The sequence below is a fragment of the Streptomyces liliiviolaceus genome (assembly GCF_018070025.1).
In the GTDB taxonomy this organism is placed as follows: Bacteria; Actinomycetota; Actinomycetes; order Streptomycetales; family Streptomycetaceae; genus Streptomyces; species Streptomyces liliiviolaceus.
Map to the genome: position 1 here is coordinate 919,124 of NZ_JAGPYQ010000001.1, position 25,508 is coordinate 944,631.

General features: G+C 70.6%; 22 protein-coding genes and 1 pseudogene. 12 read left to right on the top strand and 11 right to left on the bottom strand.

Annotation, left to right across the window (positions count from 1 at the left end; all coding sequences use genetic code 11):
* The first annotated feature begins 420 nt into the window (after positions 1–420).
* Positions 421–3,756: a WD40 repeat domain-containing protein gene (locus J8N05_RS03925; protein ID WP_210881083.1), complete on the top strand. Its 3,336-nt coding sequence runs from the start codon at positions 421–423 to the stop codon at positions 3,754–3,756.
* A gap of 127 nt (positions 3,757–3,883) precedes the next feature.
* Here J8N05_RS03925 and J8N05_RS03930 read toward each other — a convergent pair whose 3' ends face one another.
* A complete protein-coding gene (locus tag J8N05_RS03930) occupies positions 3,884–5,407 on the bottom strand; it encodes a cellulase family glycosylhydrolase (RefSeq protein ID WP_210881084.1) in 1,524 nt (507 codons plus the stop codon).
* A 638-nt stretch (positions 5,408–6,045) separates the two neighbouring features.
* Here J8N05_RS03930 and J8N05_RS03935 point away from each other — a divergent pair.
* Both J8N05_RS03935 and J8N05_RS03940 read left to right on the top strand, forming a co-directional pair.
* Positions 6,046–7,050 carry an ATP-binding cassette domain-containing protein gene (locus J8N05_RS03935; RefSeq protein ID WP_210881085.1) on the top strand — a complete coding sequence of 335 codons (1,005 nt, stop codon included), beginning with the start codon at positions 6,046–6,048 and terminating at the stop codon, positions 7,048–7,050.
* The gene (locus J8N05_RS03940) at positions 7,047–7,847 is read left to right on the top strand and encodes an ABC transporter permease (protein ID WP_210881086.1); all 801 of its coding nucleotides are present in this window, start codon (positions 7,047–7,049) and stop codon (positions 7,845–7,847) included. The genes J8N05_RS03935 and J8N05_RS03940 overlap by 4 nt, the downstream gene beginning before the upstream one ends.
* On the opposite strand, the gene J8N05_RS03945 is transcribed toward J8N05_RS03940, so the two are convergent.
* Positions 7,828–10,968 carry an ATP-binding protein gene (locus J8N05_RS03945; RefSeq protein ID WP_210881087.1) on the bottom strand — a complete coding sequence of 1,047 codons (3,141 nt, stop codon included), beginning with the start codon at positions 10,966–10,968 and terminating at the stop codon, positions 7,828–7,830. The genes J8N05_RS03940 and J8N05_RS03945 overlap by 20 nt on opposite strands.
* Positions 10,969–11,005: 37 nt before the next feature.
* Positions 11,006–12,001 (bottom strand): WD40 repeat domain-containing protein, encoded by a 996-nt coding sequence (locus J8N05_RS03950; RefSeq protein ID WP_210881088.1) that lies wholly within the window; start codon positions 11,999–12,001, stop codon positions 11,006–11,008.
* A gap of 99 nt (positions 12,002–12,100) precedes the next feature.
* On the opposite strand from J8N05_RS03950, the gene J8N05_RS03955 reads away from it, so the two are divergent.
* Together J8N05_RS03955 and J8N05_RS47210 are read left to right on the top strand one after the other, a co-directional pair.
* Positions 12,101–12,799 carry a GDSL-type esterase/lipase family protein gene (locus J8N05_RS03955; protein WP_210881089.1) on the top strand — a complete coding sequence of 233 codons (699 nt, stop codon included), beginning with the start codon at positions 12,101–12,103 and terminating at the stop codon, positions 12,797–12,799.
* A 7-nt stretch (positions 12,800–12,806) separates the two neighbouring features.
* A pseudogene (locus J8N05_RS47210) lies at positions 12,807–12,935 on the top strand (Uma2 family endonuclease); the annotation flags it as partial.
* Here J8N05_RS47210 and J8N05_RS03960 read toward each other — a convergent pair.
* Positions 12,901–13,830: a hypothetical protein gene (locus J8N05_RS03960; protein WP_210881090.1), complete on the bottom strand. Its 930-nt coding sequence runs from the start codon at positions 13,828–13,830 to the stop codon at positions 12,901–12,903. The pseudogene J8N05_RS47210 and the gene J8N05_RS03960 overlap by 35 nt on opposite strands.
* Before the next feature lie 112 nt (positions 13,831–13,942).
* Positions 13,943–14,362, bottom strand: coding sequence for a hypothetical protein (locus J8N05_RS03965; protein ID WP_210881091.1), 420 nt, complete (start codon positions 14,360–14,362; stop codon positions 13,943–13,945).
* An 83-nt stretch (positions 14,363–14,445) separates the two neighbouring features.
* Between J8N05_RS03965 and J8N05_RS03970 the strand changes: the two genes are divergently transcribed.
* Both J8N05_RS03970 and J8N05_RS03975 read left to right on the top strand, forming a co-directional pair.
* Complete coding sequence (locus tag J8N05_RS03970) at positions 14,446–15,258, top strand: helix-turn-helix domain-containing protein (RefSeq protein ID WP_247706134.1); 813 nt, start codon at positions 14,446–14,448, stop codon at positions 15,256–15,258.
* Positions 15,255–15,470 (top strand): DUF397 domain-containing protein, encoded by a 216-nt coding sequence (locus J8N05_RS03975; RefSeq protein WP_210881092.1) that lies wholly within the window; start codon positions 15,255–15,257, stop codon positions 15,468–15,470. Before J8N05_RS03970 ends, J8N05_RS03975 begins: the two co-directional genes overlap by 4 nt.
* Here the strand turns inward: J8N05_RS03975 and J8N05_RS03980 are convergent.
* Positions 15,452–16,297 (bottom strand): phosphotransferase, encoded by an 846-nt coding sequence (locus tag J8N05_RS03980; RefSeq protein WP_210881093.1) that lies wholly within the window; start codon positions 16,295–16,297, stop codon positions 15,452–15,454. The genes J8N05_RS03975 and J8N05_RS03980 overlap by 19 nt on opposite strands.
* Before the next feature lie 103 nt (positions 16,298–16,400).
* Between J8N05_RS03980 and J8N05_RS03985 the strand changes: the two genes are divergently transcribed.
* Both J8N05_RS03985 and J8N05_RS03990 read left to right on the top strand, forming a co-directional pair.
* Positions 16,401–16,727 carry a hypothetical protein gene (locus J8N05_RS03985; RefSeq protein ID WP_210881094.1) on the top strand — a complete coding sequence of 109 codons (327 nt, stop codon included), beginning with the start codon at positions 16,401–16,403 and terminating at the stop codon, positions 16,725–16,727.
* A complete protein-coding gene (locus tag J8N05_RS03990; RefSeq protein ID WP_210881095.1) occupies positions 16,724–17,236 on the top strand; it encodes a hypothetical protein in 513 nt (170 codons plus the stop codon). Before J8N05_RS03985 ends, J8N05_RS03990 begins: the two co-directional genes overlap by 4 nt.
* Positions 17,237–17,455: 219 nt before the next feature.
* Here J8N05_RS03990 and J8N05_RS03995 read toward each other — a convergent pair whose 3' ends face one another.
* The gene (locus J8N05_RS03995; protein WP_210881096.1) at positions 17,456–18,979 is read right to left on the bottom strand and encodes a hypothetical protein; all 1,524 of its coding nucleotides are present in this window, start codon (positions 18,977–18,979) and stop codon (positions 17,456–17,458) included.
* Positions 18,980–19,111: 132 nt separating this feature from the next.
* Here J8N05_RS03995 and J8N05_RS04000 point away from each other — a divergent pair, with 132 nt between their 5' ends.
* Together J8N05_RS04000 and J8N05_RS04005 are read left to right on the top strand one after the other, a co-directional pair.
* Positions 19,112–19,561 carry a DUF6924 domain-containing protein gene (locus J8N05_RS04000; RefSeq protein ID WP_210881097.1) on the top strand — a complete coding sequence of 150 codons (450 nt, stop codon included), beginning with the start codon at positions 19,112–19,114 and terminating at the stop codon, positions 19,559–19,561.
* Positions 19,562–19,652: 91 nt separating this feature from the next.
* Positions 19,653–20,645 (top strand): aldo/keto reductase, encoded by a 993-nt coding sequence (locus J8N05_RS04005; protein ID WP_210881098.1) that lies wholly within the window; start codon positions 19,653–19,655, stop codon positions 20,643–20,645.
* Between the two features lie 275 nt (positions 20,646–20,920).
* On the opposite strand, the gene thpR is transcribed toward J8N05_RS04005, so the two are convergent.
* From thpR to J8N05_RS04020, 3 genes are all read right to left on the bottom strand, one after another.
* On the bottom strand, positions 20,921–21,520 hold the full coding sequence (thpR, locus tag J8N05_RS04010) for an RNA 2',3'-cyclic phosphodiesterase (RefSeq protein WP_210881099.1): 600 nt from the start codon (positions 21,518–21,520) through the stop codon (positions 20,921–20,923).
* Between the two features lie 132 nt (positions 21,521–21,652).
* Entirely contained in the window at positions 21,653–23,002 is a 1,350-nt protein-coding gene (locus J8N05_RS04015) for an MFS transporter (protein WP_210881100.1), read from the bottom strand.
* A 107-nt stretch (positions 23,003–23,109) separates the two neighbouring features.
* Positions 23,110–23,547 carry a MarR family winged helix-turn-helix transcriptional regulator gene (locus tag J8N05_RS04020; protein WP_107015362.1) on the bottom strand — a complete coding sequence of 146 codons (438 nt, stop codon included), beginning with the start codon at positions 23,545–23,547 and terminating at the stop codon, positions 23,110–23,112.
* A 164-nt stretch (positions 23,548–23,711) separates the two neighbouring features.
* Between J8N05_RS04020 and J8N05_RS04025 the strand changes: the two genes are divergently transcribed.
* On the top strand, positions 23,712–23,894 hold the full coding sequence (locus J8N05_RS04025; RefSeq protein WP_210881101.1) for a ribbon-helix-helix protein, CopG family: 183 nt from the start codon (positions 23,712–23,714) through the stop codon (positions 23,892–23,894).
* A gap of 48 nt (positions 23,895–23,942) precedes the next feature.
* Here the strand turns inward: J8N05_RS04025 and J8N05_RS04030 are convergent, their stop codons facing one another.
* Positions 23,943–25,394, bottom strand: coding sequence for an NCS2 family permease (locus J8N05_RS04030; protein WP_210881102.1), 1,452 nt, complete (start codon positions 25,392–25,394; stop codon positions 23,943–23,945).
* Positions 25,395–25,508: the final 114 nt, after the last annotated feature.

Consider the following 25,508-nt stretch of genomic DNA (forward strand, 5'->3'; position numbering starts at 1 on the left):
TGGGCAGCCGACCGCGTCCCCGCCGTCCCGAGGTCGGCGACTGGGACCTCGCGCGTGAGGTGAGAGCGCCGGACCCCTACGTGTGGCGACTCCCCAGCCCCCACGACGCCCGCTGGCGCCGCTGGTCCAGACGCCATCGACTGACCGGCTGCTACCCGCCGTTGATGGCTGAAGAAGATTGCTGGAAGCGCCCGGACCACCTCCGGGCCCCGCACCCGCCCCGTCAGGCCGAGGACGACATGGTCCGGCTGTACGTGCTCGTGCGCCGAGATCCAGAAAGCGTGCGGGCGACCGCCCACCAGGCCCCTGACGCCCTCGGCCTAGCACACGGACGATGGCCGTAGAGGAACTCTCCAGGGGGTCACCCGGCCGAGCGGGCAGGAGTTCCCTTCGGTTCCAGGAGGGGATCAGCATGGCCGAGTGACCCAGCTCTCGACGCGGCGCAACCGCCACCGCATCATCCGTGACGCGGTCCTGGCCGTCATCGGTACGGCGTGCATCGGATTCGCGGTCTGGTTCATGACGACGGACTTCGGCGGCAAGGACGCCGACGACCCGGTCGCGGTCCTCGGACTCATCGCCGGCATCGCATCGCTGCTGGTGGCCCTCGCCGACCTCGTGTTGCAGCAACCCGCCCCGCCCAGCCCTGCCGCATGCGCGGACGACCTGGCGGACAGTCTCCGGGCGCAGTGGCGGGAAGAGTCACAGGCTCGCGGGCTGCACAATCCCCAGGTTCTGCCCCTGGCCTGGGCGGCGACCCGTCGCCCCGTCGCCGACTCGCCGGGAGGCAGAACCGTACGGCTGCGGCTCGACGGTCGACTGCAAGGGGTCTTCTCGGCGGTGACCGCTCAACTGGCCACGGCGTACCAAGGGTTGCCGCAGAGACGACTGGTCACCATCGGTGAACCGGGCGCGGGCAAGACCGTACTGGCACTGCTGCTCACTCTGGGACTGCTCGACGCACGACAGCCCGGCGATCCCGTACCCGTCATGTTGTCCGCCTCCTCCTGGGACCCCGTGCGCGAACGGCTGGACGACTGGATCGCGCGGTCCCTCGCCGCCTCCCATTACGACGGCCGCCTGGAGATCCCCCGCATCCTGCTGAGCCATGGCCTGCTGCTCCCGATCCTCGACGGGCTCGACGAGATCCCCGAATCGGCCCGCCGCAGCGCCGTCCGGGGCCTCAACCACGCGATCGGTGACGACCGCCCCGTCGTGGTCACCTGTCGTGCCACCGAGTACGAGGACCTCATCCGGGGCGGCGCCCCCACCCTGCGCCGCGCTCCGGTCATCGAGGTGTCGCCCGTGCTGCCCGAGGACGCCATCGGCTACCTGGAAGCCGTGCCGTGGCCGAACGCCACCGACTGGACTCCCGTGTTCGACCGGTTGCGGACCGATCCCGGTGGCCACCTGGCGACCGCGCTGTCCACTCCGCTCATGGTGACGTCGGTCCGCCTGGTCTATCAACACAGCGCCGGGGACCCGGCGGAACTGCTGGATCCAGCACGCTTCGACTGCCAGTTCGCGGTGGAGGACCATGTCATCCACCAGCTCGTGGACGCCGCGTACAGCCCTGCTCCCGGGCCGCCCGGTGGAGGTGGACCGCGGCGGCGGTGGACCGCGGAGCAGGCGCGGGGCTGGCTGACGTTTCTGGCCTGCTATCTGCACGACCATCGGGAGCGGGACCTGGCGTGGTGGCGGATGAGTGACCATCTGCTCTCCCGGTGGATGGGACCGGCCGTCGGCATCGGCCTGGGGGTGGTACTGGCTCTGTTCTCCTTCGTATGGAACACGGCACTGAGCATCGAGGATGTCGACAGTCAGGCGGCAACTCTTGCGATGGCCCTGATCATCGGCGGCGGTTTCGCTCTGTTGTCCTACATCGTGTGGTACGCCGCCTCGGTGCGGCCGCCCGGCCGGCTGACGGTGTCGGCGCAGGGTGCGTTGGGGCGGCTCCGCCGGGGCTTCGGCAACGGAGCCGCGCTGAGTGCGGTATCCGTGGCGCCCCTGATGCTGGCCGGTTCCGGATTCGTCGTCCTGTCCACGCTGGGCGGGCCGGGCAGCCTCGAAGCCGCCGAGTTCTGCGCCGAGATGCTCATGGTCTGTCTGTCCCTGACCTGCGTGCTGGGCATGTCGCTCGCCGCGCACAGTTGGCTCAGCGCACCGCCGTCCCGGGCGAGCCGGGTCAGTCCCCGGTCCCTGCTGCGGCAGGACCGGGTCTCCTCACTCACCGGGGCCCTGACGTCGGGCCTCGTCGTAGCCGCGACAGGTCTGGCCGGGTGGTATGCCGGAGTGCTGCTCGGTGATGTCGTGTTCCGCGTGCTCACCTACGGAGCGGGATGGCCCGGCCAGGGAGCGATGGACGAGCTCGCCGAGGTCAGATGGCGTACCCTGCGCGACTGGTTCAGCACCGGCGGACCGATCTCGCTGCTCGGCCTGGCCGTGCTGCTGCCCGGCACCGCGTTCGCGCTCCTCGTCCTCCTGCCCAGAGCCTGGCCGCGGTTCGTCCTGACCAGGAGCTACCTTGCCGCACGCGGCAAGTTGCCCTGGCGATTGATGACGTTCCTCGCCGACGCCCGGCAGCGAGAACTGCTGCGCCAGTCGGCGGGGGTCTACCAGTTCCGGCACATCCGGCTGCAGGAAGCCCTGGCCGGTCAGCCGACCTACGCCCCCGACCGGTCGGCCCCACCCGCCGATCAAAGGAAGAAGATCACCCGTCGCGTGGTGCTGGCCGTCGGCGCGGGAAGTGCCCTCACCCTGGCGGCGGGCGGGCTCATCGGACGCCATGACCGAAGCCGGGGCGTCTTCCACAGCCCCGAGATGATGCGCATGACAGGAGTGGCCTTCCGGCCCGGCAACCCTCAGGAGCTCGCCGTCGTAGCGGCGGACGGAACCCTGTGGCTGTGGAACGGAGACAGCTCGTACGAGCCGTCCCCGCTCCACGAAGGGGGCGGGGACGACGGATACGCCAGTTCCGATGTGGCGTTCCACCGGCATGGCAGATACCTGGCCGCGGCCATGCCAGGAGCCATGCAACTGAGGGACATGGAGAACGACGGGAAAGTATCCGACCAGTTCTCCTGGGATGAGGGGGATGTAGAGGCAACAGTCGCCGCCATGCAGAACGGAGACCACATCGCAGGCACAGCAGATGACAAGGGTTACCTGTGGAGGGTGACTGAAGCCGGCCGTCTTACGAAACCGTCCGCATTCAATGCAGGAGAAAACGGATCTCACGTTGCGGAGTTCCTGCCCGACGACAGCCTTCTCACCACGACCGATGAACTCGATATGGCTGTCTTCAGGACCCCCGCACTTACCCCACTGCACAAGTGGCCGACCTCGGACATTCTCGCCACCGCGGCCTCCCGCAGCGGCACTATTGAATTTGGCCACGAGAAGATCATCACGTGCCCCCGGAATCACCGCCTCGTCCTGATCGATTTTCTGGGCGGCTATCTCGTGTCCTACGGCTCCGGCGGAGTGGAGCGCCTGGACCACGAGTTCGGCCCCACCACCGCGGCGGCGTTCAGTCCCAGCGGGAGGCTTCTCGCAGTGGCGGAGCCGCACGGCGACGTGCGCCTCTTCGCGGTCGGCAGCGGCATCGTCGCCCCCACCCGATTGGCCACGCTCTACGGACACACGGCATCGGTCAGTTCCATCGATTTCAGCCATGACGAAAGACTGATGGCCACGGCCGGCGAAGACGGCACTGTGCGCGTCTGGAAGCTTGCCGACTTCGGCGTCTCCCCTTGACAGCAGACCCCCTGACAACAGGTCCTGTCGGCGCCGGGAACTGATTCGATATACCTCATACCTCTCCGAGGGCGCCCGGTTATTCACCGGGCGCCCTTTCCTCACGTAATGCGGGCAGCCGTGCGGCTCAGGTCGCCGTGCAGCTCACGCTCGGCGTACCCCCGCCTCCCGGCGCTCCCCCGAACCCGAACGTCGCCGAACCGCCCACCGCGACCGACCCGTTGTGGTCGGCGTTGACGGCCGTCACCGTCGCGGCGCTCTGGGTGTACGACGCGTTCCACATGCTCGTGACCTTCTGGGCGCCCGGCCAGGTCCAGGTCGTCTTCCAGGACTTGAGCGCGGTCGTGCCGGTGTTGGTCACCTTCACCTCGGCGTTGAAGCCGCCACCCCAGTCGCTGCTGACGGTGTACGCGGCGGTGCAGGCGGCCGTGCCGCCTCCCGGGTCACCGGGGTCGCCGGGGTCGCTTCCCCCGCCCTCCGCCGGGAAGCCCGGCGCCTTCACGCTCGCCAGGTAGTCGTCCTTCACCGTGTCCACGGTCGTCCAGTCGTCCTTCAGGATGCCGCCCGTGTCACCGGAGTTGGGGTTCCACGACCAGAAGGTCCAGGAGATGCTGTCGGCGCCGTACGTGCCGGTCGGGCGGAGGTAGCTCACCAGCGCCGCGAGCCACTTCTGGTCGACGGTCGACTGGAGTGTCGTACCGAACTCGCCGACCCACACCGGCGCGATGTTCTGCTTGAAGATGTAGCCCCAGTACTTGTCCCAGACGCCCGGCATGTTGGCGGGGAAGGTCGGATCGCTGAACCAGCTCTGCTGGGCGACGCTGGTGGCGTAGTCGTGGGCGGAGTAGACGACCCGGTTCGGGACGTCGAGTTGTACGGGGTACTGCGCGACCCCCATCAGATTGCCGCCCCACCAGCCGGACACGCCGTCGACGGTCTGCACGCCCTCCACGAAGATCAGCAGCTCGGAGTTGACGGACAGGACCGCGTTCCCGGCGCGCTGGGCGGCGAGCCGCCAGTCCCTCGTCGTGTCGCCGCAGCCCCAGCAGGCGGGATCGTGCGGCTCGTTGTGCAGATCGATGCCGATCACCGTGGGGTTGCCCTTGTAACGGGTCGCCAAGGCCTTGAGGTTGGTGATCCACGTGGTCTCGGGGACCGCCGCGGTGTACCAGAGCGCCGACTGGCCCGCCGCGTCCGGCCGGTGCCGGTCCAGGATGACCTTGAGGCCGTCCTGACCCGCGTACGCCACGAGCTTGTCGATGATCTGGAGGGGTGAGAGCCCCTGGAGGTCGGCGTTCTTGCCGCCGGAGAAGTCGATGCTGTTGGCGACGGCACCGCTCTTGAGGATGTCGTCGCTGTAGGGCAGCCGGATGGCGTTGTAGCCGAGCGACTTCATCTGGTCGATCATGCTCTTGTAGTCGCGGGCCCAGAGTCCGTGGACGGCGTTGTTGGACGTCTCGAACCCGAACCAGTTGATACCGGCTATCCGTACCGGCTGTCCTGCGGCGTCCAGGATCTGCCGGCCGCTGGTGTGCCAGTAGCCGGCTCCGGGGGCGGCGGCCGTGTCGGCGTGCACGGCCTGGACACCGGCCAGCGGTAGCAGGAGCGCCACGACGGCAGCACCCAGCGCTCTTCGCAAGCTGCGAAACATGTCGCTGCTTCCTCTCGGGGGAGATCGGGAAGGCGCGGGCCCGGAACGTGGTGGGAGCGCTCCCACCCCACCGCGCTCCCCCATGGAAGGCATTCCGCGTGGACACGTCAAGGAGTCGGGCGGCATTCGGGACACTCGGGTCCCTCAAGGGCGCCCCCGGCCAACGCACGTCCGCGCCCGCGCCCGCGCAGACGGTGCAGACGGTAGGCAGTGCGGCGGGTGCGGCCCGGTGGGGGCCGTTCGCGCAGTTCCCCGCGCCCCTAAAACAGCGGGGGCCGACGTCTAGACGCCATCGCTCCCCCGCACCACGCACCCCACGCCCCTCAGAGCAGGGGCCGACACACGGACGTCTCTTGGGGGCACGGAAAACGGCGCGACACGCCCCAACAAACCCGCACCCTCCCAACCCCCTCACCCCCCACTACCCAAGGGGCGCGGGGAACGGCGCGACCAGCCCCCACCAGCCCGCACCCAGAGGCCAAGCCCAGCCCCCACTTTCAGGGGCGCGGGGAACTGCGCGGCTCGCCCCCACCGGCCCGCACCCGGAACCCGAACCCGCACCCGCACCCGCCCCGGCTCCAGCCCGCTGAAACCCCACTGAAACCCCGCTGAAGGCGCCCTCCCGCAACCTCTGCGGCATGACGCCAACCACACAGCACCCCCCGGCCATCCCGGCCATCGCAGCCATCGCCGCCAAAGGACTCCGCAAGTCCTACGGCGACAAGCCCGTCCTCGACGGGATCGATCTCACCGTGCCACCCGGCACCGTCTTCTCCCTGCTGGGTCCGAACGGGGCCGGCAAGACCACCGCCGTAAAGATCCTCTCCACCCTCATCACCGCCGACGCGGGCGAACTGCGGGTGGGCGGCCACGACCTGGCCACCGACCCGCATGCGGTGAGGGCCACCATCGGCGTCACCGGCCAGTTCTCCGCCGTCGACGGCCTGATCACCGGCGAGGAGAACATGCTCCTCATGGCCGACCTGCACCACCTGCCGAAGAAGGAGGGACGGCGCATCGCCGCCGAACTTCTCGAACGCTTCGACCTCACCGACGCCGCCAAGAAGCCCGCCTCCACCTACTCCGGCGGCATGAAACGCCGTCTCGACATCGCCATGACCCTGGTCGGCAGCCCCCGGATCATCTTCCTCGACGAACCCACCACCGGCCTCGACCCCCGCTCCCGCCACACAATGTGGCAGATCATCCGCGACCTCGTCACCACCGGCGTCACCGTCTTCCTCACCACCCAGTACCTCGAAGAGGCCGACCAGCTCGCCGACCGCATCGCCGTCCTCAACAACGGCCGCATCGCCGCGGAGGGAAGCGCCGAGGAGCTGAAGCGCCTCATCCCCGGCGGGCACGTACGGCTGCGGTTCACCGACCCCGACGCCTACCGCTCCGCCGCCTCCGCCCTCCGCGAAGCCTCCCGCGACGACGAGGCACTCGCGCTCCAGATCCCCAGCGACGGCAGCCAGCGCGAACTGCGCTCCATCCTCGACTGGCTGGACTCCGCCGGCGTCGAGGCCGACGAACTCACCGTGCACACCCCCGACCTCGACGACGTCTTCTTCGCCCTGACCGGCGACACCAACCGGACCGCAGACCAAGCCGCCGACCAGATCAAGGAGACCGTCCGATGAGCGCCCTCTCCCCCTCCGTACGCGACTCCGTCCGCGACTCGAAGACCATGCTGTGGCGCAACCTCCGCCACGTACGCCGCTATCCCTCCATGACCCTCAACCTGCTGCTCACGCCGATCATGCTGCTGCTCCTCTTCGTCTACGTCTTCGGAGGCGCGATGAGCGCGGGCATCGGCGCCGGCGCGGACCGCTCCGACTACATCGCGTACGTCGTCCCCGGCCTCCTGATCATGACCATCGGCAGCACGGTCGTCGGCGCCGCGATCTCCGTGTCCATGGACATGAACGAAGGGCTCATCGCCCGCTTCCGCACCATGGCGGTCTACCGCGGCTCGGTGCTCATCGGGCACGTGGTCGGCAGTGTGCTGCAGGTGCTCGCCAGTCTGGTCCTCGTCGGTGTCGTCGCCGTGGCCATCGGTTTCCGCACCACGGACGCCACGGCCGTGGAGTGGCTGGCGGCGTTCGGACTGATCGCGCTGTTCGCCCTCGCGCTGACCTGGATCGCGGTCGGAATGGGCATGGCCAGCCCGAACCCGGAGGCCGCCAGCAACATGGCGACGCCGCTGATCCTCCTGCCCCTCATCTCCAGCGCCTTCATCCCGGCCGACACCATGCCGGGCTGGTTCCGGCCGATCGCCGAGTACCAGCCCTTCACCCCGGCCATCGAGACCCTGCGCGGCCTGCTGCTCGGCACGGAGATCGGCCACAACGGGTGGATCGCGGTCGCCTGGTGCGTGGGCCTGACCGTGCTCGGTTACCGCTGGTCGACGGCACGCTTCAACCGCGACCCCAGCTGAACGCCATGATCGTGCGGGCCGCCTCCCGCAACTCGTCGCGCCCCAGGGCGGCGTACTCCGACACCGCGTCGGCGTACGCCGCCCCGTCGGCTTCCCCGGCCGCCCGCCGGGCGCGGTCCGCCGACATCGTCGGCTGGTAGTCGCGCAGCACCCGCAGCCGTTCCGCCAGCGCCAGCATCCGTACGGCCGAGGCGTCACCGGAGGCGAGCCCCGCCACGCCGAGGGCGTGCAGCACCGTCCCGGACACGGGGAGGTCCATGGGCGAGCCGGCCGGAGCGGAGAGCATGGCCTCCAGGCCCTGCCGGAGCCGGGCGACGGGTTCCGCGACGAGTTCGAGACGGCCGGCGTACGCGTGTGCCGTCACCGCCGCCGACTGAAGCTGCAGCACCCACCGGTCCAGGAACGGATCGCCGCCGTGCGTCGGGCCGGCTCCGCTCGCCCCGTCCACGGCGCCGCGCCACAGGCCGAGCCCGACCTCCGTCAGCCCGCGGGCGAGCGCGATCTCGGCGCGGGCACCGAGATCGGCGCTGTAGGAGTCGTCGTTCCGCGTGGTGCCGACGGCCTCCGCCTGCCGCAGCCAGTACTCGGCCTCGTCGGCGTCGCCGCGTTGCAGGCAGGCGAGGACCAGGCCCCCGCGTACGCCGATGGAGTCGTGCGCGTCGCCGAGCCGGGGCAACGCCTCCAGCGCCGCCTTGAGGTGCCCGTACGCGGCGTCCCCCCGCTCCGACTGCAGGTACAGCTCGCTCAGCCGGGCGTGGCCCAGGACCTGGAGGAACGGATTGTCGACCGGCGCCAACGCTTCGATGATCCGGCGGGCCGAGGCGAGCGCGCGGTCGATGTCGTGCTCGTACTCCCAGACGTAGGTGGCGGCGCACTCGGCGACGCCGGCGAGCAACGGCTGGTCGCTGGCGCAGAGTTCGCGCAGTACGTCGTAGTCGGGGGGCCGCATCGCCGGGGCCGCGCTCAGCACCACCGCGAAGGCCCGCAGCAGGGTGTCGGGCGGGGCCGCGGGGAGCCGCCGGAGGGTGACGAGCTGGCGTACGGCGACCGGGCCGTACCCCATGAACACGCTCACCGTGCACAACACCGCCGCCGCGCGGGCGACTTCGACGTACGCGGGCTCGGGGTGGTAGTGCGACAGGGGCGGGCCGGTGTCGGCGGCGAGGGCGGCGAGGCGCGGGTAGTTGGAGCCGGTGGACCACAGGGCGGTCAGGACGGCGGTGAGGGCGGCGACGGTGGGGCCGTCGTCGCGGGCCAGGGCGTACCGCAGCGCCGCCACGAGGTTGTCCTGCTCGGTCCTGATCAGCTCCCAGGCGGTGCGTGGTTCCGGGCCGAAGATCCAGTCGTGGTACGTGACTCCGAAGTCCCGTGCCCAGGCGAGGAACCGGCCGACGGCCCTCTCCTCCTCGCCCGCCTCGGCGCACCGGGCCGCGCTGAACTCCCGTACGGTCTCCAGCATTCCGAAGCGCACGCCGACCGCGGTGTCGGTGACGGTGAGCAGCGACTGCCCGGCGAGCTGCTCCAGCAGGGACAGCGCGTCCTCGCCGAGGACCCGCTCCACCGCTTCGCCGGAGAACCCGCCGGGGAAGACGGACAGCGTGCGCAGCGCGGCCCTGGCCTCCTCGTCGAGCAGGTTCCAGCTCCAGTCGACGACGGCGTGCAGGGTGCGGTGGCGTTCGGGCACGTTCCGGGTCCCGCCGCGCAGGAGCGCGAAGCGGTCGCCGAGGCGGCGGGCTATCTCCTCGACGGAGAGGACGCGTACCCGCGCGGCGGCCAGTTCCACGGCGAGCGGCAGGCCGTCGAGGTGGCGGCACAGCTCGGCCACGGCGTCCGGCGGCAGTTGCACACCGGGCCGGGCGGCCCTCGCCCGCTGGCTGAACAGCTCGACCGACGTGTCGAGACCCAGCTCCGGCAGCGCGTACACCGCCTCCGACGTGAGGCCCAACGGCGCCCGGCTGGTGACGAGGACCCGCAGGTCCTTCGAGGACGACACCAGGGCCTGTACGAGGTCGGCGGCGCCCCGGACGACCTGTTCGCAGTTGTCGAGGACCAGCAGGGCGGGTCCCGGGCCGAGCACGCCGAGGACGCCGGACACCGGGTCGGCCGCGGTGTGGGCGGCCATGGCGCCGTGCCGTCCCTCGCCCGCGCCGAGCGCGGAGGCCACCTCGGCGCTCACGTCGTCGTCCGCGGTGACACCGGCGAGCGGCACGAAGTACACGACGCGCTGCTCGGCCCGGCGGCCGACGGCGTGCGCGAGCCGGGTCTTGCCGAGGCCGCCGGGGCCGACGACGCTGACGGCGCGGGAGGTGCGCAACAGCCGCCCCACCGCCGCGATGTCCTCGTCGCGCCCCAGCAGCGGATTCGGTTCGTGCGGCACACCGTGCCGGACCACGGGCGCCTCGCCGTGCAGCAACTCCCGCTGTACGGACTTGAGTCCGGCGCCCGGCTCCGTACCCAGCCGGTCGCGCAGGTCGCGGCGGTACGCCTCGTAGCGGACGAGCGCGGCGGACGGGCCGGCCGTCACCGCTTCGCCGCGCAGCAGTTCGGCGAGCACCTCCTCGTCGCGCGGATGCTCTGCGGCGGCCACGGCCAGCGGCCCGGCGGCCTCCGCGTGCCGTCCGAGACGGGCGAGCGCGAGGGCCCGTGCGCGGGCGAGGGCGCCGTGGACGGGGGCGCGTTCGGCGCGCAGCGCGGCCACGGGGTCGTCGGGGTCGCCGTCCCGCTCCGGGATGCCCGGCCACAGCGCGAGCCCGGCGTCGGCGGCGGCCAGCGACGCCGCGTGGTCCCCGGCCCTGGCCCGGTCGGCGCTCGCGGCGGCGTGCAGCAGGAGGGCGGAGCTGTCGACCTGGTCCTCGACGAGGCCGAGCCGGTAGCCGGTCGGGGTGCTGACGACGAGGTCGGCGCCCAGCAGCGCCCGCGCCCTGGACACGAGGACCTGCAGCGCTTTTCCGGGCCGTTCCGGCAGTTCGTCCGGCTGCCACAGCCCGGCCACCAGCCGCTCGGTGCCGCAGCCCGTGCGCGGGTCGCCCGCGAGGAGCGCGAGGAGGGCGCGCAGCCGGGGCGCGGTGACCTCCTGCCCGCGACAGGCGACGCGCGGCAGCAGGGTCAGGTCGATGGTCACGCGTGCACCCTAGCCAAGCCGGGACGCCGGACAGGCCTCAGTCGCGGCGCCGGAAGAGCCGCTTCAGTCCGTAGACGACGGCGAAGGCGACGGCGAGGGCGATGGCGCCCATCTTGAAGTTGCCGTTCTCTCCGTCGTCGCCGCCGTCCGCGGAACTGCCGCCGCCGGACGAGGACTTGTCGCCCCCGCCCCCCGGCACGCTCCCCGGCTCGACGGAACTGCCGCCGCCCTCACTCCCGTACAGCAGGGTGGATCCGTCGGGGGTGTACGTCACCGACTCGCCCTGCCGCTGCAAGGGCACGTGCAACTGCGCCTGGCGCTTGGGCTTCCCGTTGTTCCACTTGTACGCGATACCGCCGAAGTAGCCGCGTACGGCGAGCTGTTCGCCGTCGGGCGAGAAGGCGCCGTCGGTGGCCCAGAGGCCGATGTCGGCGGTGCGCTTGAAGGTGTTGGTGCCGGAGGCGGACAGTTCGGCGGGCCCCTCGTACAGGCCGCCGCCGTCCTCGTTCTTCGAGACGATGTAGACCCGGCCGGTCTTGGGGTGCACCATCAGCGCCTCGGCGTCCCGGGCCCCGTCCGCGTACTTCACGTCGTACTGCGTGGCGCGGATCGTCTGGTCCTTCAGTTCCTTGGGCTCGGGCAGCTCGTAGATCCACACGTGGTCCCAGGTGCCGCCGAGGTTGTCGCCGATGTCGCCGACGTACAGATGGCCGTTCGGCCCCATGGAGATGGCCTCGACGTCCCGGGGCCGTCCGACGCCCGTCATGGTGACGGTCGCGACGGTCTTGCCCGTCCTGCTGTCGACGGCGTAGAGGAAGGCGCCGTCGTCGCTGTCGTTGTGGGTCCAGTAGACGCCGGGGTGGGCACGGGACGCGACGAGCCCGCTGGACTCGGTGATCCGGGGGTCCTCGATGGTGAACCCGTCCGATCCGTCGTCACCGGCTGCGACGGCGGCGACGGCAGCGGGTGCGGCGGGCAGGGCGAGCACCCCGGCGAGCAGGGCCCCGGCAAGGAGAACGAACGAGCGACGCATGCCCCCAGCCTGCCACCCCGTCGCGGGTTCGGCGGGCGCGTGTCCAGCTTCACATCCCGTCGGACCCCGCCTCCGCCGGTGATCGTCCATCATGAGCGGATGCTCAGGTTCATGCCAGTCGGTGATTCCATGACGATCGGAAGCGCCGGCGAACACACGTGGCGCTACCGCATGTGGCAGCACCTGCGCGCGACGCACGGGACCCCGTTCCAGATCGTCGGCCCCCGCGAAACCCTCTACGACAAGGCCACGGGCGCCGCCGACTCGTACGAGTACGCGGACCAGGACCCGGGCTTCCCCCGTGCCCACCTCGCCGGGTGGGGCGAGGGCTGGTACCACCTGAGCCCGCTGATAGCCGACGCGGTACGAACATCGCGGGCGGACGTGCTCCTGGTCTCCCTCGGCCTGATAGACCTCGGCTTCTACACGAACGCGCCCCAGACGTCGGAGAACGTCCGCGCGTTCGTCGCCGAGGCCCGGTCGGCGAACCCCCACATCGCGATGACCCTCCTCCCCGTGATCCCGAACATCAGGGCGGAATCGGACGCGTCCTTCGCCCGGGAGGTCACCCTCTTCAACGACCTCCTGGCGAAGACGACGGCGGACCTGGACGAGCCGGGCTCCCCTCTCCTGCTGGCCTCGCTCCCCCACGGGTACGACATCCACACGGACACGTACGACGGCACGCACCCCAACGCGGCGGGCGAACACAAACTGGCGGCGGCGTTCGCGGAGGCGATGCACCAGGGGTGGGGAGTGGGCGCCCCCTACGACTCCCACCTGGCCGAAACGACCTGACCGGATCAGCTTCATCGCGGAGGTCATCGACCCCCACAGGGCGAAGAACGACTACGGCCCCAAGAGGACCGCGTACGCCGTCGCCGAGGTCCCCGTCTACCTCACGCTGAAGACGGACGAGTTCCCCCGGGACTGAACCCCTGACCCCACTGCTGGAGTGTCGCCTCGTACGCGGCGGTCGTGCGGCAGCGGAGGCAGTGGGTCTCGTCGGCTCGGGGGCGGAAGACGTGTTCGCTGCCCGGGCCCTGGCAGGTCACGAGGTTTCGGCGGGGCGGGGCCGCGGGCCGCTCCGGTTGCGGGGCGGGAGTGGGCGCCTTCGTCGCCGGGAGTTTCTGGAGCAGGCGGTGGCGCAGGAAGCCGACCGCCGAGCGGATGCCGTCCGTCGGCAGGCCCGTCGTCAGGGCTCGGCGGAGGTCCGCCGCCGAGACACCCCTGCGCAGCCATTCCGCCGCCGCGCCCGCCAGCAGTCGGGCCTCGCGCACGCCCAGGAGCAGGTCGCGGTTCACGTATCGCAGGGACAGCAACACGCCCTCCGCCTCCGCCAGATCGGCCAGCGGCGTGTCGTCTTCGGGTGGGGGGTGGGGAAGGTTCTTCTCTTCCAGTTCTTCTTTCTGGGGAGAGTCACCGACCGGCCGTTCCCCCGGTCCGCCGACCGTCGGTGGGCGCTCACTCGGTGGCACCGGTGGCGCGGCGACGGCCGGCTCCCCCTCGCGGGCCCGGGTCGCCTCCTCACGCGTAAGGGTGACGTTGGCGAGGAGTTGTTCCGTGACCCAGCGGCCTCGCGCGCCCTGCTCACGCCACTCGTGCAAGTAGCCGCACTCGGTGAGGAGTTGCTTGGCCTTCTGGTACGCCCGACCCTTCATGCCCAGCCTGCCCGCGTGTTCGCTGAGCGGCCTGGGGTCGGCCCCCTCAGGCAGTCCCTGCACGTACAGCAGCAGGATCTTCGCGTCGCTGTTGAGCCGCGAGTGCCGTACGACGTCGTGTGACGCCTTCGTGTAGCGCCGGATCGGCGCGATAGCATGCCGAAGCATCCTGGGTGGACCTCCGCTTAAGACCACTCGGTGGTGAAGGTCCTCGGGTGGTGTTCGCAGCACCTCCGGGGACCGCTCCGCGTGCGGATGCGCACGGAGTGTGATGTCGCGATCACGTTACATGACCGATCACACGACTCACGACCTCCGCCAGCAACCCCGCCTCCACGAACGGCACTTCGGGCGTCGGCTCCGACCGCCAGTCCAACGGCCAGGTCAGCCCGTCCAACGCGGGCACCCCCACGTACGCCCAGCCCCGCGCGTCCCGGCCCAGCGCCCGCACGCCGTTGGGCCAGCGGTGGCCGGTGGCACTTTGCGGGGGCAACAGGAAGTACATGTACCGGCATCCCGTTGACCCGCGCACGATCGGGCCCGCCTGGAAATCCGTGAACTGGATGAGTTCGTACGCCACTTGTTCTGCGAGGACGCCCGCGATGCGTACGGCGTCGAAGTGGATACCGGCGTGGCGGAGGCCGTGGCCGGAGGCCGGGATCCAGGGGTGCACCCTGACCGGTGCGGTTTCCGAGTTCATGGAGCAAATGCTTATGGCCGCTCACATACTGTGACCAGGGTTATGCGGGGTCCGTGCACGTCTGTGCACTTGGGGAGGTCGTTGTGCACGCCAGTGAACAGAGCTCCAGCAACCTTGAGATGTTCGGCTCGTTGCTGCGGTTCTTCCGCGAACGGGCCGGGATGACGCAGGAGGGGTTGGGTGGGTACGCCGGTTACTCCAAGTCGCAAGTCGCCATGGTGGAACGGGGCGAGCGTGCGCCCAAGGGGAAGCTCGTCGAGATCGCGGACGAGACGCTGAGTGCACAAGGTGCACTTCTTGCGGCGGCAAGGAAGCTGAAGACCAGTCCGCTTCCGGCCTGGACCGCGACTTACGCAGAGATCGAAGCCGAGGCCACGGCGCTGCACACGTACGCGAATCACGTGGTACCCGGTCTGCTGCAAACGGAGGCGTACGCCCAGGTGGCGATCGGCTGCAACTACCCACCGCTGGAGGACGAGGAGATCGAGGAACAGGTCGCGGCGCGGTTGGTCCGCCAACGGCTCTTCCAGCGCAGGCCAACCCCCGCCCTCAGCTTCGTTCTGGAGCAGATCGCACTGACGCGTCCGATCGGAGGCCGTCACGTCCTCGGAGAACAGCTCCGCCACATCTTGGAGGTCGGGCGCAGACGCAACGTCGAGATTCAGGTCATGCCATCGGATCGCGAGACGCACTCCGGGCTGAACGGACCGATGATCCTGCTGGAAACCGTGGATCGACGCCAACTTGCCTACGTCGAAGGCCAGAACGGCGGCTACTTCGTGAGCGAACAGCCCTCCCTGGGCGACTTGTTCGGCAGGTATGGCACTCTGCGAGCTCAGGCCCTCACTCCAGAAGAGTCCGCCAAGTTGATCGAACAGGTGGCACACGAACTATGAGCACCGACCTGCACTGGTTCAAGAGCAGCTACAGCGGCAACCAAGGCGAATGCCTGGAGATAGCGATACCCCAGACCACCTCCCTCCCCACGATCCACATCCGCGACTCCAAAACCCCCAACGCCCCCACGCTCACCGTCACCCCGGCGACATGGTCCGCTTTCCTCCCGTACGCGGCCACGTACGGAAGTGATCAGCCCAACCCGCAGTGATCGAGTGCGATACGAACCCGGTCGAGCCCCTCCGCCCGCCAGTGGTCCCGGTCGGGCATCTGGTCGGCCCCGCGCCACCGCCAGGCCGAGAACAGCGCCCAGTTCAGGGCGCGACACCGGTGCACCAGGTCAGGGTCCGCACCCGCATAGCGCCTCCCCACTTCCTCAGGCGCGTGGGCGAGGTCGAACTCGACCGGCCCCCGGCAACACGTGCCGAGGTCGACGAAAAGCGGCCCCCTCCTCGTGTTCAGGAGATTTCCCGGATGGGGTTCGCCATGCAGCAACTGCTCGCCGGCGCTGCCGACGCCGATCGCGGCGCTCAGCCCGCTCAGGGTGGTGCTGAGGAGTTCGCGGTCGGTGTCGGACAGTTCAGGGGACCGCTTCCGGTCGTCCACTTCCCTCAACGCCACGGCGACCCGGTCGGTGAAGTGCGGCACGGCGGCCAACTCGATCCGGCGCAGGGCGGCATGGTGCCGTGCGAACGCGTCCGCGTAGTCGGCCGGTGCGATCTCCGGGCCGGCCGGTTCGTAGTAGGTCCAGAGCGAGACGGCGAAACCGTCGCGCACGTGGACGCGGGGCTCGACGCGAGGGTCGAGCTCGGCCACCGGAGCGCCGACGTCGACGAGACGCCGTGCGACCTCCACCTCGAACTCGGAATCGGCCAGCTGCCCCAGGGGCGCGACCCGGGCCAGCACATCACAGGGAGTCAGACGCAGGGCGACGCGGTCCGAGTTGTGGACGACGATCACCTCGTCGACCCGTAGGCCCAGCTCCGAAGCGACCGCCCGCCCTGCCGCGACGGCACGACGGAGTTCTACTGGCTCCACACCGATCCCCTCATCCACCTGGAGACAGCCCTACCCCGGATCGCTCCTGCACAGCCCCACGCTTCGCACGCCGCCCCGTACAAAGGTGTTGTACGTTGACGGTATGGCCGCAAAGCGCAGCATGATCACCTTTGCCACGGACCCGGAGACCAAAGAACGCATCCGCTCCTACGCGGAAGCGGCGGGAGTCGATGTCAGTACGTACGTCATGGCCGCCGTGGGCGCCGCGATGGCCCACGACGACCAGGTCGCCCGGACCTTCGCACCCCTCGACGACCTGATCGCCGAGACGGAGGCGCAGGACGCCACGACCGGCCGGCCGCCGCAGGAGGACGAACAGGATTCGGTACCGGACGCCGAGCGCGAGGAGATCTCCGCCTCCCTGGACGCCTTCTTCGGTTCGAGCACCCGGCACAGGGGCGTCGCATGACAGCTGTGGTCTACGACGCCGGGATGCTGATCCATCTGGAGCAGGGCCGAAAGAAGGCCGTAAGCCTGCACCAGGAGATCCTTCGGCGCGGAGGGCACCGGCCGATCGTCCCGCTCCCCGTGCTCGGGCAGGTCTGGCGGCCGGGAGCCGGGAACTACACCTGCCTGAAGGCTGTGCTCGCGGGCTGCACGGTCTATGCCGCCCGAGACTCACGAGCTCCGCTGTTCACCGCCAAGGGGTGGGACGACCCGCTCCACGCCTGCCGGCCGTGCGTGGCCGGGCACACGGAGGCCGACGGCAAGCGCGTGGGCGCGCTCGGTGCCCGGGCCAAGCTTCCCGCGAAGAAGGACTTCGACGTCGTGGACGCGTTGGTGCTCATGATCGCCGCCCATCACGGCAGAGCCCTGATCGTCACCACCGACCTCGACGATCTGCCGGCCTACCGGGAAGCTCTCGGCGAGCACCACATCGGCATCTGCCATCCGGACGCCCCCCAGCGGATTCTCTGACGTCGCGGAGCTACGAGAAGCCTCCCCGCGCGACGAAGGTCCTCGGCCCAACCTCACTCAAGGTCGCCCCGGTGAACACCGAACCCGAAGACACGATCAGGCGCCGCAAGCGCGCCTCCTTCCTGCGGTGGCTCGCCGAGGGCGGGCTGCCTGATCTCACCGGTCCCGTGGACCATCCGGACCGTCGACTCGTTGGATCCGTCAAACCCCTCAGACCCGTCAGACCCGATGCCACGCCAGGTCCGACATCACCGCAACCGGCAAGGACGGATTCGACGCCGCCGCTTCCGCCACCTGCCAGTCCGTGGCCGTGAGCAGTTCCGTGATGACCCGTGGCGGGAGGGCCGGGTGAGCGGCGGCCGTCGGTGCGGCCTGTCCGTCCTTCAGACAGGCGAGCAGCGCCGCGGCCGGTGCCGCGCGATGCCGGGCGATCTCGCGGAACGCCTTCCGCACCGGTGGTTCGTGCCGGGTCAGCTCCTCCAGCAGGGCCGGGGTCGCGTCCGGGTTGGTCGCCACCTTGGCCAGGACCCGTACGCCGTGGCGTTCGACCATGGTGCGCAACTGCGCCTCGGTGAGGCCGGGGTGGGGAGCCAGGGCCTTGACCACCTTCGCGTCGGGGTCGTCGGCCAGCCGGTCGCGTATCCCGGGCGGCAGATCCCGCCGGTGGGCCACGAGCATGCGGGACGCCGGGTCCGGTGACCGCGCGAGGTGCGCGATCTCCGCCGGTGAGGCGGCGGCGACGCGCGGCACCAGCGTGGCGCCGACCTTGGCGGTCGCGGCCAGGCGGGTGAGCACGTCCAGAGGCACGCGCGGGTGGTGCGCGAGCGCGCGGCGCACCTCGGGGTCGTGGTCGTCCGCCATCGCCCTGATCAGGGCCTCGTCGAGCGCGGGGTTCTCGGCGATGTCCCTGCGGATACCGGGGTGCGGGTCCGCGGCCAGCCGCGCGTACGCCTGCCTGGGCAGGTCCTGGCGGGTGGTGAGCACCCAGCGCAGGAGCGTCGACGGGTGGTCCACGAAGGCGACGACGGCTTCGACCGGGGTGGCGGGGTTACGGAGCGCCGCCTCCCGCGTGTGGTGGACGGTCGACTCGTGGGAGCCGTCGCAGGACGCGCCCAGCAGCAGATCGCAGTCGGGGCGCGAGCACTGCGGATCGTGGACGAAGGGGATCTCCTCGCGGTCGCAGACCAGACAGTGGCGCGCGGCCGGCTGTCCTGCTCCCGTGAGCAGCGCCGCCAGCGTGGCGGGCGGGGTCGCCTCGTTGGCCGCCACCGCCCGGCGCACCTCGGCGTGCGGATGTGTCGCGAGCCTCGCGGTGACGTCCGGAGCCGTCGTCCACAGGGCCAGCTCGGCCAGCACCCGTACGTCCGGGTCCGCCGCGAGGGTGTCCACCACGTCGGGCGGGAGGCCGGGGCAGGCCGCCAGCTTCTCCCGGCGCTCGTGGATCGGGTCCGCCGCCAGGAGGTGCGCCCACTCCGGGCGGCCGGCGCCCCGGTCGAGCAGGGCGAGGGCCGCGTCGGGCCGGGCGACGGGGTCGATGTCGGCGGCGGTCAGCAGTCCCTCGTACGCGAGCCGCACCGCACCTTCCTCGACCCGCTCGGCCAGCGCGAGCGCCTGCGCACGGCTGAGGTCCGCGCGGCAGGCGAGGTCGTCGGCGAGGTCGTCGTCCGCGAGGGATATCAGCCGGTCCAGCAGTTCGGACGGCAGGGCCGGATTGGCGGCGAGCCCGCACAGGATGTGATGCACAGGGGCATCCTGCCCGACCCGGCGCCCACTTCCCGGCCCCGGCTGTCGGGCCCGTTGTCAGACCCTCCCCCTACGCTTCGGATCACCGTCAACGCGGCCCCTGGCGCCGCTCGTTGGAAAGAGTGCCGATCTGTGCGAGTTCTGCCGAAGACCGACGCCGACTACCCGCCCATGCTGCTGGTGCGTACCGACTACCGCGACGACGACGCCTGGCAGCGGGTGCTGGCCGTACTCGACACGCCGTGGGTCTTCGACGAGGGCGACGAGGACAACGGCCGCCTCAAGGAGGACATCGTCCGCGTGGACGACCCCGCGTGGGCGGACGCGACCCCCTTCGACGTCCTCGCCGCTCTCACCGCGCCCGGGGAGGGGGATGAGGAGGAGGCCGGCGAGTGCGGGTGGCCGGTGGTCTTCCTCGCCGACCGCGCCAGCATGGAGGGCCCGGAACCGACACTCCTCGCGGTGAGCCCCGACCCGGAGGAGCAGACCGCGCCGTACCGCATACCGGCCCTGGAGACCCCGCACGAGATGCACTGCAACCTGGCCATCGCGAACATGGACTTCGACGAGTTCGGAGGCTAGCCCCCGGGCTCCCGGGCCCCGCCCCCGTCCCGGCGGTCACCGCGGAGCGAGGTGTTGCCTAGAGCGCACTCGACGACGTTGGCTGTGAACCATGAAGTACACGCAGCTGGGACGCACAGGACTCAAGGTCAGCCGACTCGTCCTCGGCACCATGAACTTCGGTCCGCAGACGGACGAGGCCGACAGTCACGCGATCATGGACGCGGCGCTGGACGCGGGCATCAACTACTTCGACACCGCCAACGTGTACGGCTGGGGTCCGAACAAGGGCCTCACCGAGGAAATCGTCGGAAGCTGGTTCGCCAAGGGCGGTGAGCGGCGCGACAAGGTCGTGCTCGCCACCAAGGTGTACGGCAACATGGCCGCCGAGGGCGACGCCTGGCCCAACCACGACAAGCTCTCCGCGCTCAACATCCGGCGCGCGGTGGACGCCAGCCTGAAGCGGCTGGGAACCGACTACATCGACGTCTACCAGTTCCACCACATCGACCGCAGCACCCCGTTCGAGGAGATCTGGCAGGCGATCGACGTCCTGGTCCAGCAGGGCAAGATCCTGTACGCCGGGTCCTCCAACTTCCCCGGCTACAAGATCGCCCAGGCCAACGAGATCGCCGCCCGCCGCGGCGGCACCATCGGCCTCGTCAGCGAACAGTGCCTCTACAACCTCGCCGAGCGCCGCGCCGAGATGGAGGTCATCCCGGCCGCGCAGGAGTACGGGCTCGGCGTCATCCCGTGGTCGCCGCTCCAGGGCGGTCTGCTGGGCGGGGTCCTCAAGAAGGAGATCCAGGGCGGGCGGCGGGCGAGCGGCCGGGCCGCCGACACCCTCGCCGACCCCGCGGGCCGCGCACGGGTCCAGTCGTACGAGGACCTGCTCGACAAGCACGGCATCGAGCCCGGCGAGGCGGCGCTGGCCTGGCTGCTGACCCGGCCCGGCGTCACGGGCCCGATCGTCGGCCCGCGCACCGCCGAACAGCTGGAGTCCGCGCTCCGAGCCGTCGAGCTCGAACTGAGCGACGAGGTTCTCACCGGCCTGGACGAGATCTTCCCGGGCCCGGGCCCGTCCCCGGAGGCCTTCGCCTGGTAGCCCCACCCGGGCAGCCGACACCTTGATGGGCCGCCCCGACAGGGGCGCCCTGAAGGGGCGCGGGGCTGTGTCCGTATGCGGCTCCGCCGCGGGGGCGCGACCAGCCACAGCGGACCGTCAGCCGACAACGGTCCCCCTCGACCGCCCGCAGCAGCGACCGCGTCACCTACCGACGGCCGCCGCCAGAGCCACCACGACGAACATCAGCACAAGCACACCGGCCATGATCCGGTTCCGCGTCTTCGGGTCCACGCACCGAGCGTAACCGCCCACCCTCAGCCCACCCCGCCTCGGGGTCCGCCAGGCGGCCCGCCGAGGGGCCACCGCGCAAGCACCTCGTACCGCGGCTGCTCCCCCGGCACCCCCGACACAGGCAGCCGGCTCCGCATCAGGCACAGCTCGCCCACCGTCCAGGCCCGCCCCTCGAACCCGTCCAGCGCGGACACGTACGGGGTGAAGTCCGCCGACTCACGGTTGCTGCGCGCCAGCGTGAGGTGCGCCCGGTAGGCCCGGTGCTCCTCCCGCGTCACCCCCGCCCTGCGCCCCGCCGCCACCGCCCGGTCGGCCAGCAGCCGCAGAGTCCGTACGTCCCCTGCGGCGCCCGCCCACAGCGCCCGTCCCCCGAAACGGCCCCCGCCGCGCAGGGACAGCGAAAAGGGATCCGTCCGCCGGGCCGACCGCTCCAACCGGACCGACAGCTCCGGTACGAGCCCGTCGTCGACCTCCCCGTAGAACGCGAGCGTGAAGTGCCAGCCGGGCCGGGTGGTCCAGCGCACTCCGTCGCCCGCCCCCGGCAACCGCCGCAGTCCGTCGACCACCGCACCGAGCTCGACCGTCACATCCTCCGGCGGCAGCACAGCGGCGAAGAGTCTCATACGCCAACCCTGCCAGCTACGGGTCAGGAACAGGGGCGCGGGGAACTGCCCGACCAGCCCCCACCGGGCCGGGCCGACAGACCGACGCGCGGGCCCGGGGCCCAGATCCGCCAGCCGCCCGGACGGCTACGGCTACGCCGCCGTCGCCAGCACCCGCTCCCGCGGAACGAACCGCACCTGCGGATGCCCGTGGTGCCAGCCCACCGACAGACGCAGGCCGCCCACCCTGGCCAGGGCGAGGCCGACCGTCGCCGCCGCCAGCACCGAGACGACGCCGCCCATGGCGAAGCCCACCCGGGGCCCGTACGCGTCCGTGATCCAGCCGACCACGGGCGCCCCCAGCGGCGTACCGCCCATGAAGACCATCATGAAGAGCGCCATGACACGGCCGCGCATGGCGGGGTCGGTACCCATCTGGACGGCGGTGTTGGCCGTGACGTTGACCGTCAGACCGGCCATCCCGATGGGGACCATGAGCGCGGCGAAGAGCCAGTACGACGGGGCCAGCGAGGCCACGATCTCCAGCACTCCGAAGGCCACGGCGGCGGCGATCAGCACACGCAGCCGGGCCGTGCCGCGCCGGGCGGCGAGCAGCGCGCCCGCGACCGATCCCACGGCCATCAGCGTGTTGAAGAGGCTGTACGCGCCCGCGCCGCCGTGGAAGACGTCGTCCGCGTAGGCCGACAGCCAGACGGGGAAGTTGAAGCCGAAGGTGCCGATGAAGCCGACGAGGACGATCGGCCAGATCAGCTCGGGGCGGCCGGCGACATAGCGCAGACCCTCGCGGAGCTGGCCCTTGCCGCGCGGGGCGCGCTCGACCTGGTTCAGCTCACTGGAGCGCATCAGGAGCAGGCCCGCGATGGGCGCGACGAACGACAGGCCGTTGAGCAGGAACGCCCAGCCCGTGCCCACACCGGTGATCAGCAGGCCCGCGACGGCGGGGCCGATCAGCCGGGCGGACTGGAAGTTGGCGGAGTTGAGGCTGACCGCGTTCTGGAGCTGGCCGGGGCCGACCATCTCGGCGACGAAGGACTGCCGGGCCGGGTTGTCGATCACCGTGGCGAGGCCCACGGCGAAGGCGGCGACGTACACGTGCCAGACCTGGACGTGTCCGGTGAGGGTCAGGAAGGCGAGCGCGATGCCGGTGAGGCCCATCGCGGTCTGGGTGGCGAGGAGCGTGGGGCGCTTCGGCAGGCGGTCGACGAGGACTCCGCCGTAGAGGCCGAAGAGCAGCATCGGCAGGAACTGCAGGGCCGTGGTGAAGCCGACGGCGGCGGACGAGCCGGTGAGGCTCAGCACCAGCCAGTCCTGGGCGATCCGCTGCATCCAGGTGCCGGTGTTCGAGACGACCTGGCCGGTGAAGAACAGCCGGTAGTTCCTGATCTTCAGCGAGCTGAACATCGAGGAGCGGGTCTTGGGTGCGTGCGGGGTGTCGTGGGCGGCAGGTGCGGGGGCGGAGTCTGCTCCGGGTCCCGTACTCAACGGCGTTCGCCTCCTTGCGTGGTGGTGCGGGTGGCTCATGTGGTGCTGGTGGTGCTGGTGGTGCGTGCGGCCTCGCAGTCGTCCGCGAGGCCTGCGGCTTACGCCGCCTACAGATGCGCGAGCTTCTCCAGTACGGGGGCGGCCTCGCGGAGCTTGGCCCACTCGTCCTCGTCGAGGCCGTCGACGAGGGAGGCCAGCCACGCGTTCCGCTTCGTGCGGCTCTCCGCAAGCATGGCCTCCGCGCGCTCGGTCTGCGTGACGACCTTCTGGCGGCGGTCGTCCGGGTGCGCTTCGAGGCGGACCAGGCCCTTCGCCTCCAGCAGCGCCACGATGCGGGTCATCGAGGGCGGCTGCACGTGCTCCTTGCGGGCGAGTTCGCCCGGTGTGGCCGTGCCGCAGCGGGCGAGGGTGCCCAGGACCGACATCTCGGTCGGGCTCAGCGACTCGTCGACCCGCTGGTGCTTGAGTCGGCGCGACAGACGCATCACGGCGGAGCGCAGGGAGTTCACGGCGGCAACATCGTCGCCATGGGTGAGGTCAGGCATGTTCTTTAGAATAACTCATTACTCTTCCTAAAGACCACCGCGACACCCCGCGAATGACCGTGAGTCCGGCCACTCACGCTCGCGCCAACCCTTACTTCACCCAAACGAGTGAGACAGGTGCGGAAAGTGACACAGGACACGCCCCGGCCGCGACCCTCGTACCCATGGGGACCACTGTGCTCAGCCTGCGGATAGACGAGGAGCTGCTCGACCGGCTCCGGCAGCACGCGGCGAAAAGGGGAATGAGCGTCCAGGACTATGTCGTCCGGACGCTCATTCGCGATGACTTCGACGAGCGGTTCTCGACCGCGGTCGAGGAGACGGAAAAGTTCTACGGGGTTCCGTAGGCCCTGAGGTCGGCGCTCGGCCGGACCCCGGGTCGGGATCAGGTCAGGTCAGGTCAGGCCGAGCGCCGGCATCAGGTAGTAGAAGGCGAAGACCGCCGACACCACGTACATGGCGACCGGCACGTCCCGGCCGCGCCCGGCCGCCAGCCGCAGCACGACGAACGTGATGAAGCCCATGCCGATGCCGTTCGTGATCGAGTACGTGAACGGCATCATCAGCATCGTCACGAACGCCGGGATCGCGATCGTGTGGTCGGCCCAGTCGATCTGCCGGACGGAGCCGGACAGGATCAGGAAGCCGACCGCGAGCAGCGCCGGGGTGGCGGCCTGCGACGGGACCATCGTGGCGACCGGGGTGAGGAAGAGCGCCACGGCGAACAACGCGCCGGTGACCACGTTCGCGAAGCCGGTGCGCGCGCCCTCGCCGACCCCCGCCGTGGACTCCACGAAGCAGGTGGTCGCGGACGAGGAGGTCGCGCCGCCCGCGGCGACCGCGATGCCGTCGACGAAGAGCACCTTGCTGATGCCCGGCATGTTGCCGTCCGCGTCGGTCAGCTTCGCCTCGTCGCCGATGCCCATGATCGTGCCCATCGCGTCGAAGAAGCACGACAGCAGGACCGTGAAGACGAACAGCACACCCGTCAGTACGCCGACCTTGCCGAAGCCGCCGAAGAGGCTGACCTGGCCGACGAGGCCGAAGTCGGGGCTCGCGACCGGGTTGCCGGGCCACTTCGGGGTGGTCAGGCCCCAGGAGGGCACCTCGGCGACCGCGTTGATCACCACGGCGACGACCGTCATCGCGACGATCGAGATGAGGATCGCGCCCGGCACCTTGCGCACGATCAGCGCGAGGGTCAGGAGCGTGCCGAGGACGAAGACCAGGACGGGCCAGCCGTTCAGATGGCCGGTGCCGCCGAGCTGCAGCGGCACGGTCGTCTGGGCGACGTCCGGGATACGGGAGACGAAGCCCGAGTCGACCAGGCCGATCAGCATGATGAACAGGCCGATGCCGATCGCGATGCCCTTGCGCAGGCCGAGCGGTACGGCGTTCATGACGCGCTCGCGCAGACCGGTGGCGACGAGCAGCATGACCACGAGGCCCGCGAGCACCACCATGCCCATCGCGTCCGGCCAGGACATCCGGGGCGCCAGCTGGAGCGCGACGACGGTGTTCACACCGAGGCCGGCCGCGAGGGCGATCGGTACGTTGCCGATGACGCCCATCAGGAGCGTGGTGAACGCGGCCGTCAGCGCGGTCGCGGTGACCAGCTGGCCGTTGTCGAGCTGGTGCCCGTACATGTCCTTCGCGCTGCCCAGGATGATCGGGTTCAGCACGATGATGTAGGCCATCGCGAAGAAGGTGGCGAAACCGCCGCGGATCTCGCGCGGCAGGGTGCTGCCGCGCTCGGAGATCTTGAAGTAACGGTCGAGGGCGCTGCGGGCGGACGCGGGGTCCGGCTCGTCGGGCGCGGAAGCCTTGGCGGGGGCCGAGGTGGGCATCGAGGACCTTTTTGGAGTTTCGTACGAGCAAAAGTGGCCATGGTCAGGCAGATTCAGTATGAACATATGACGGCTTTGGCGCTATCTCCGCGCGTAGACCGCTGGGGCGTCTGC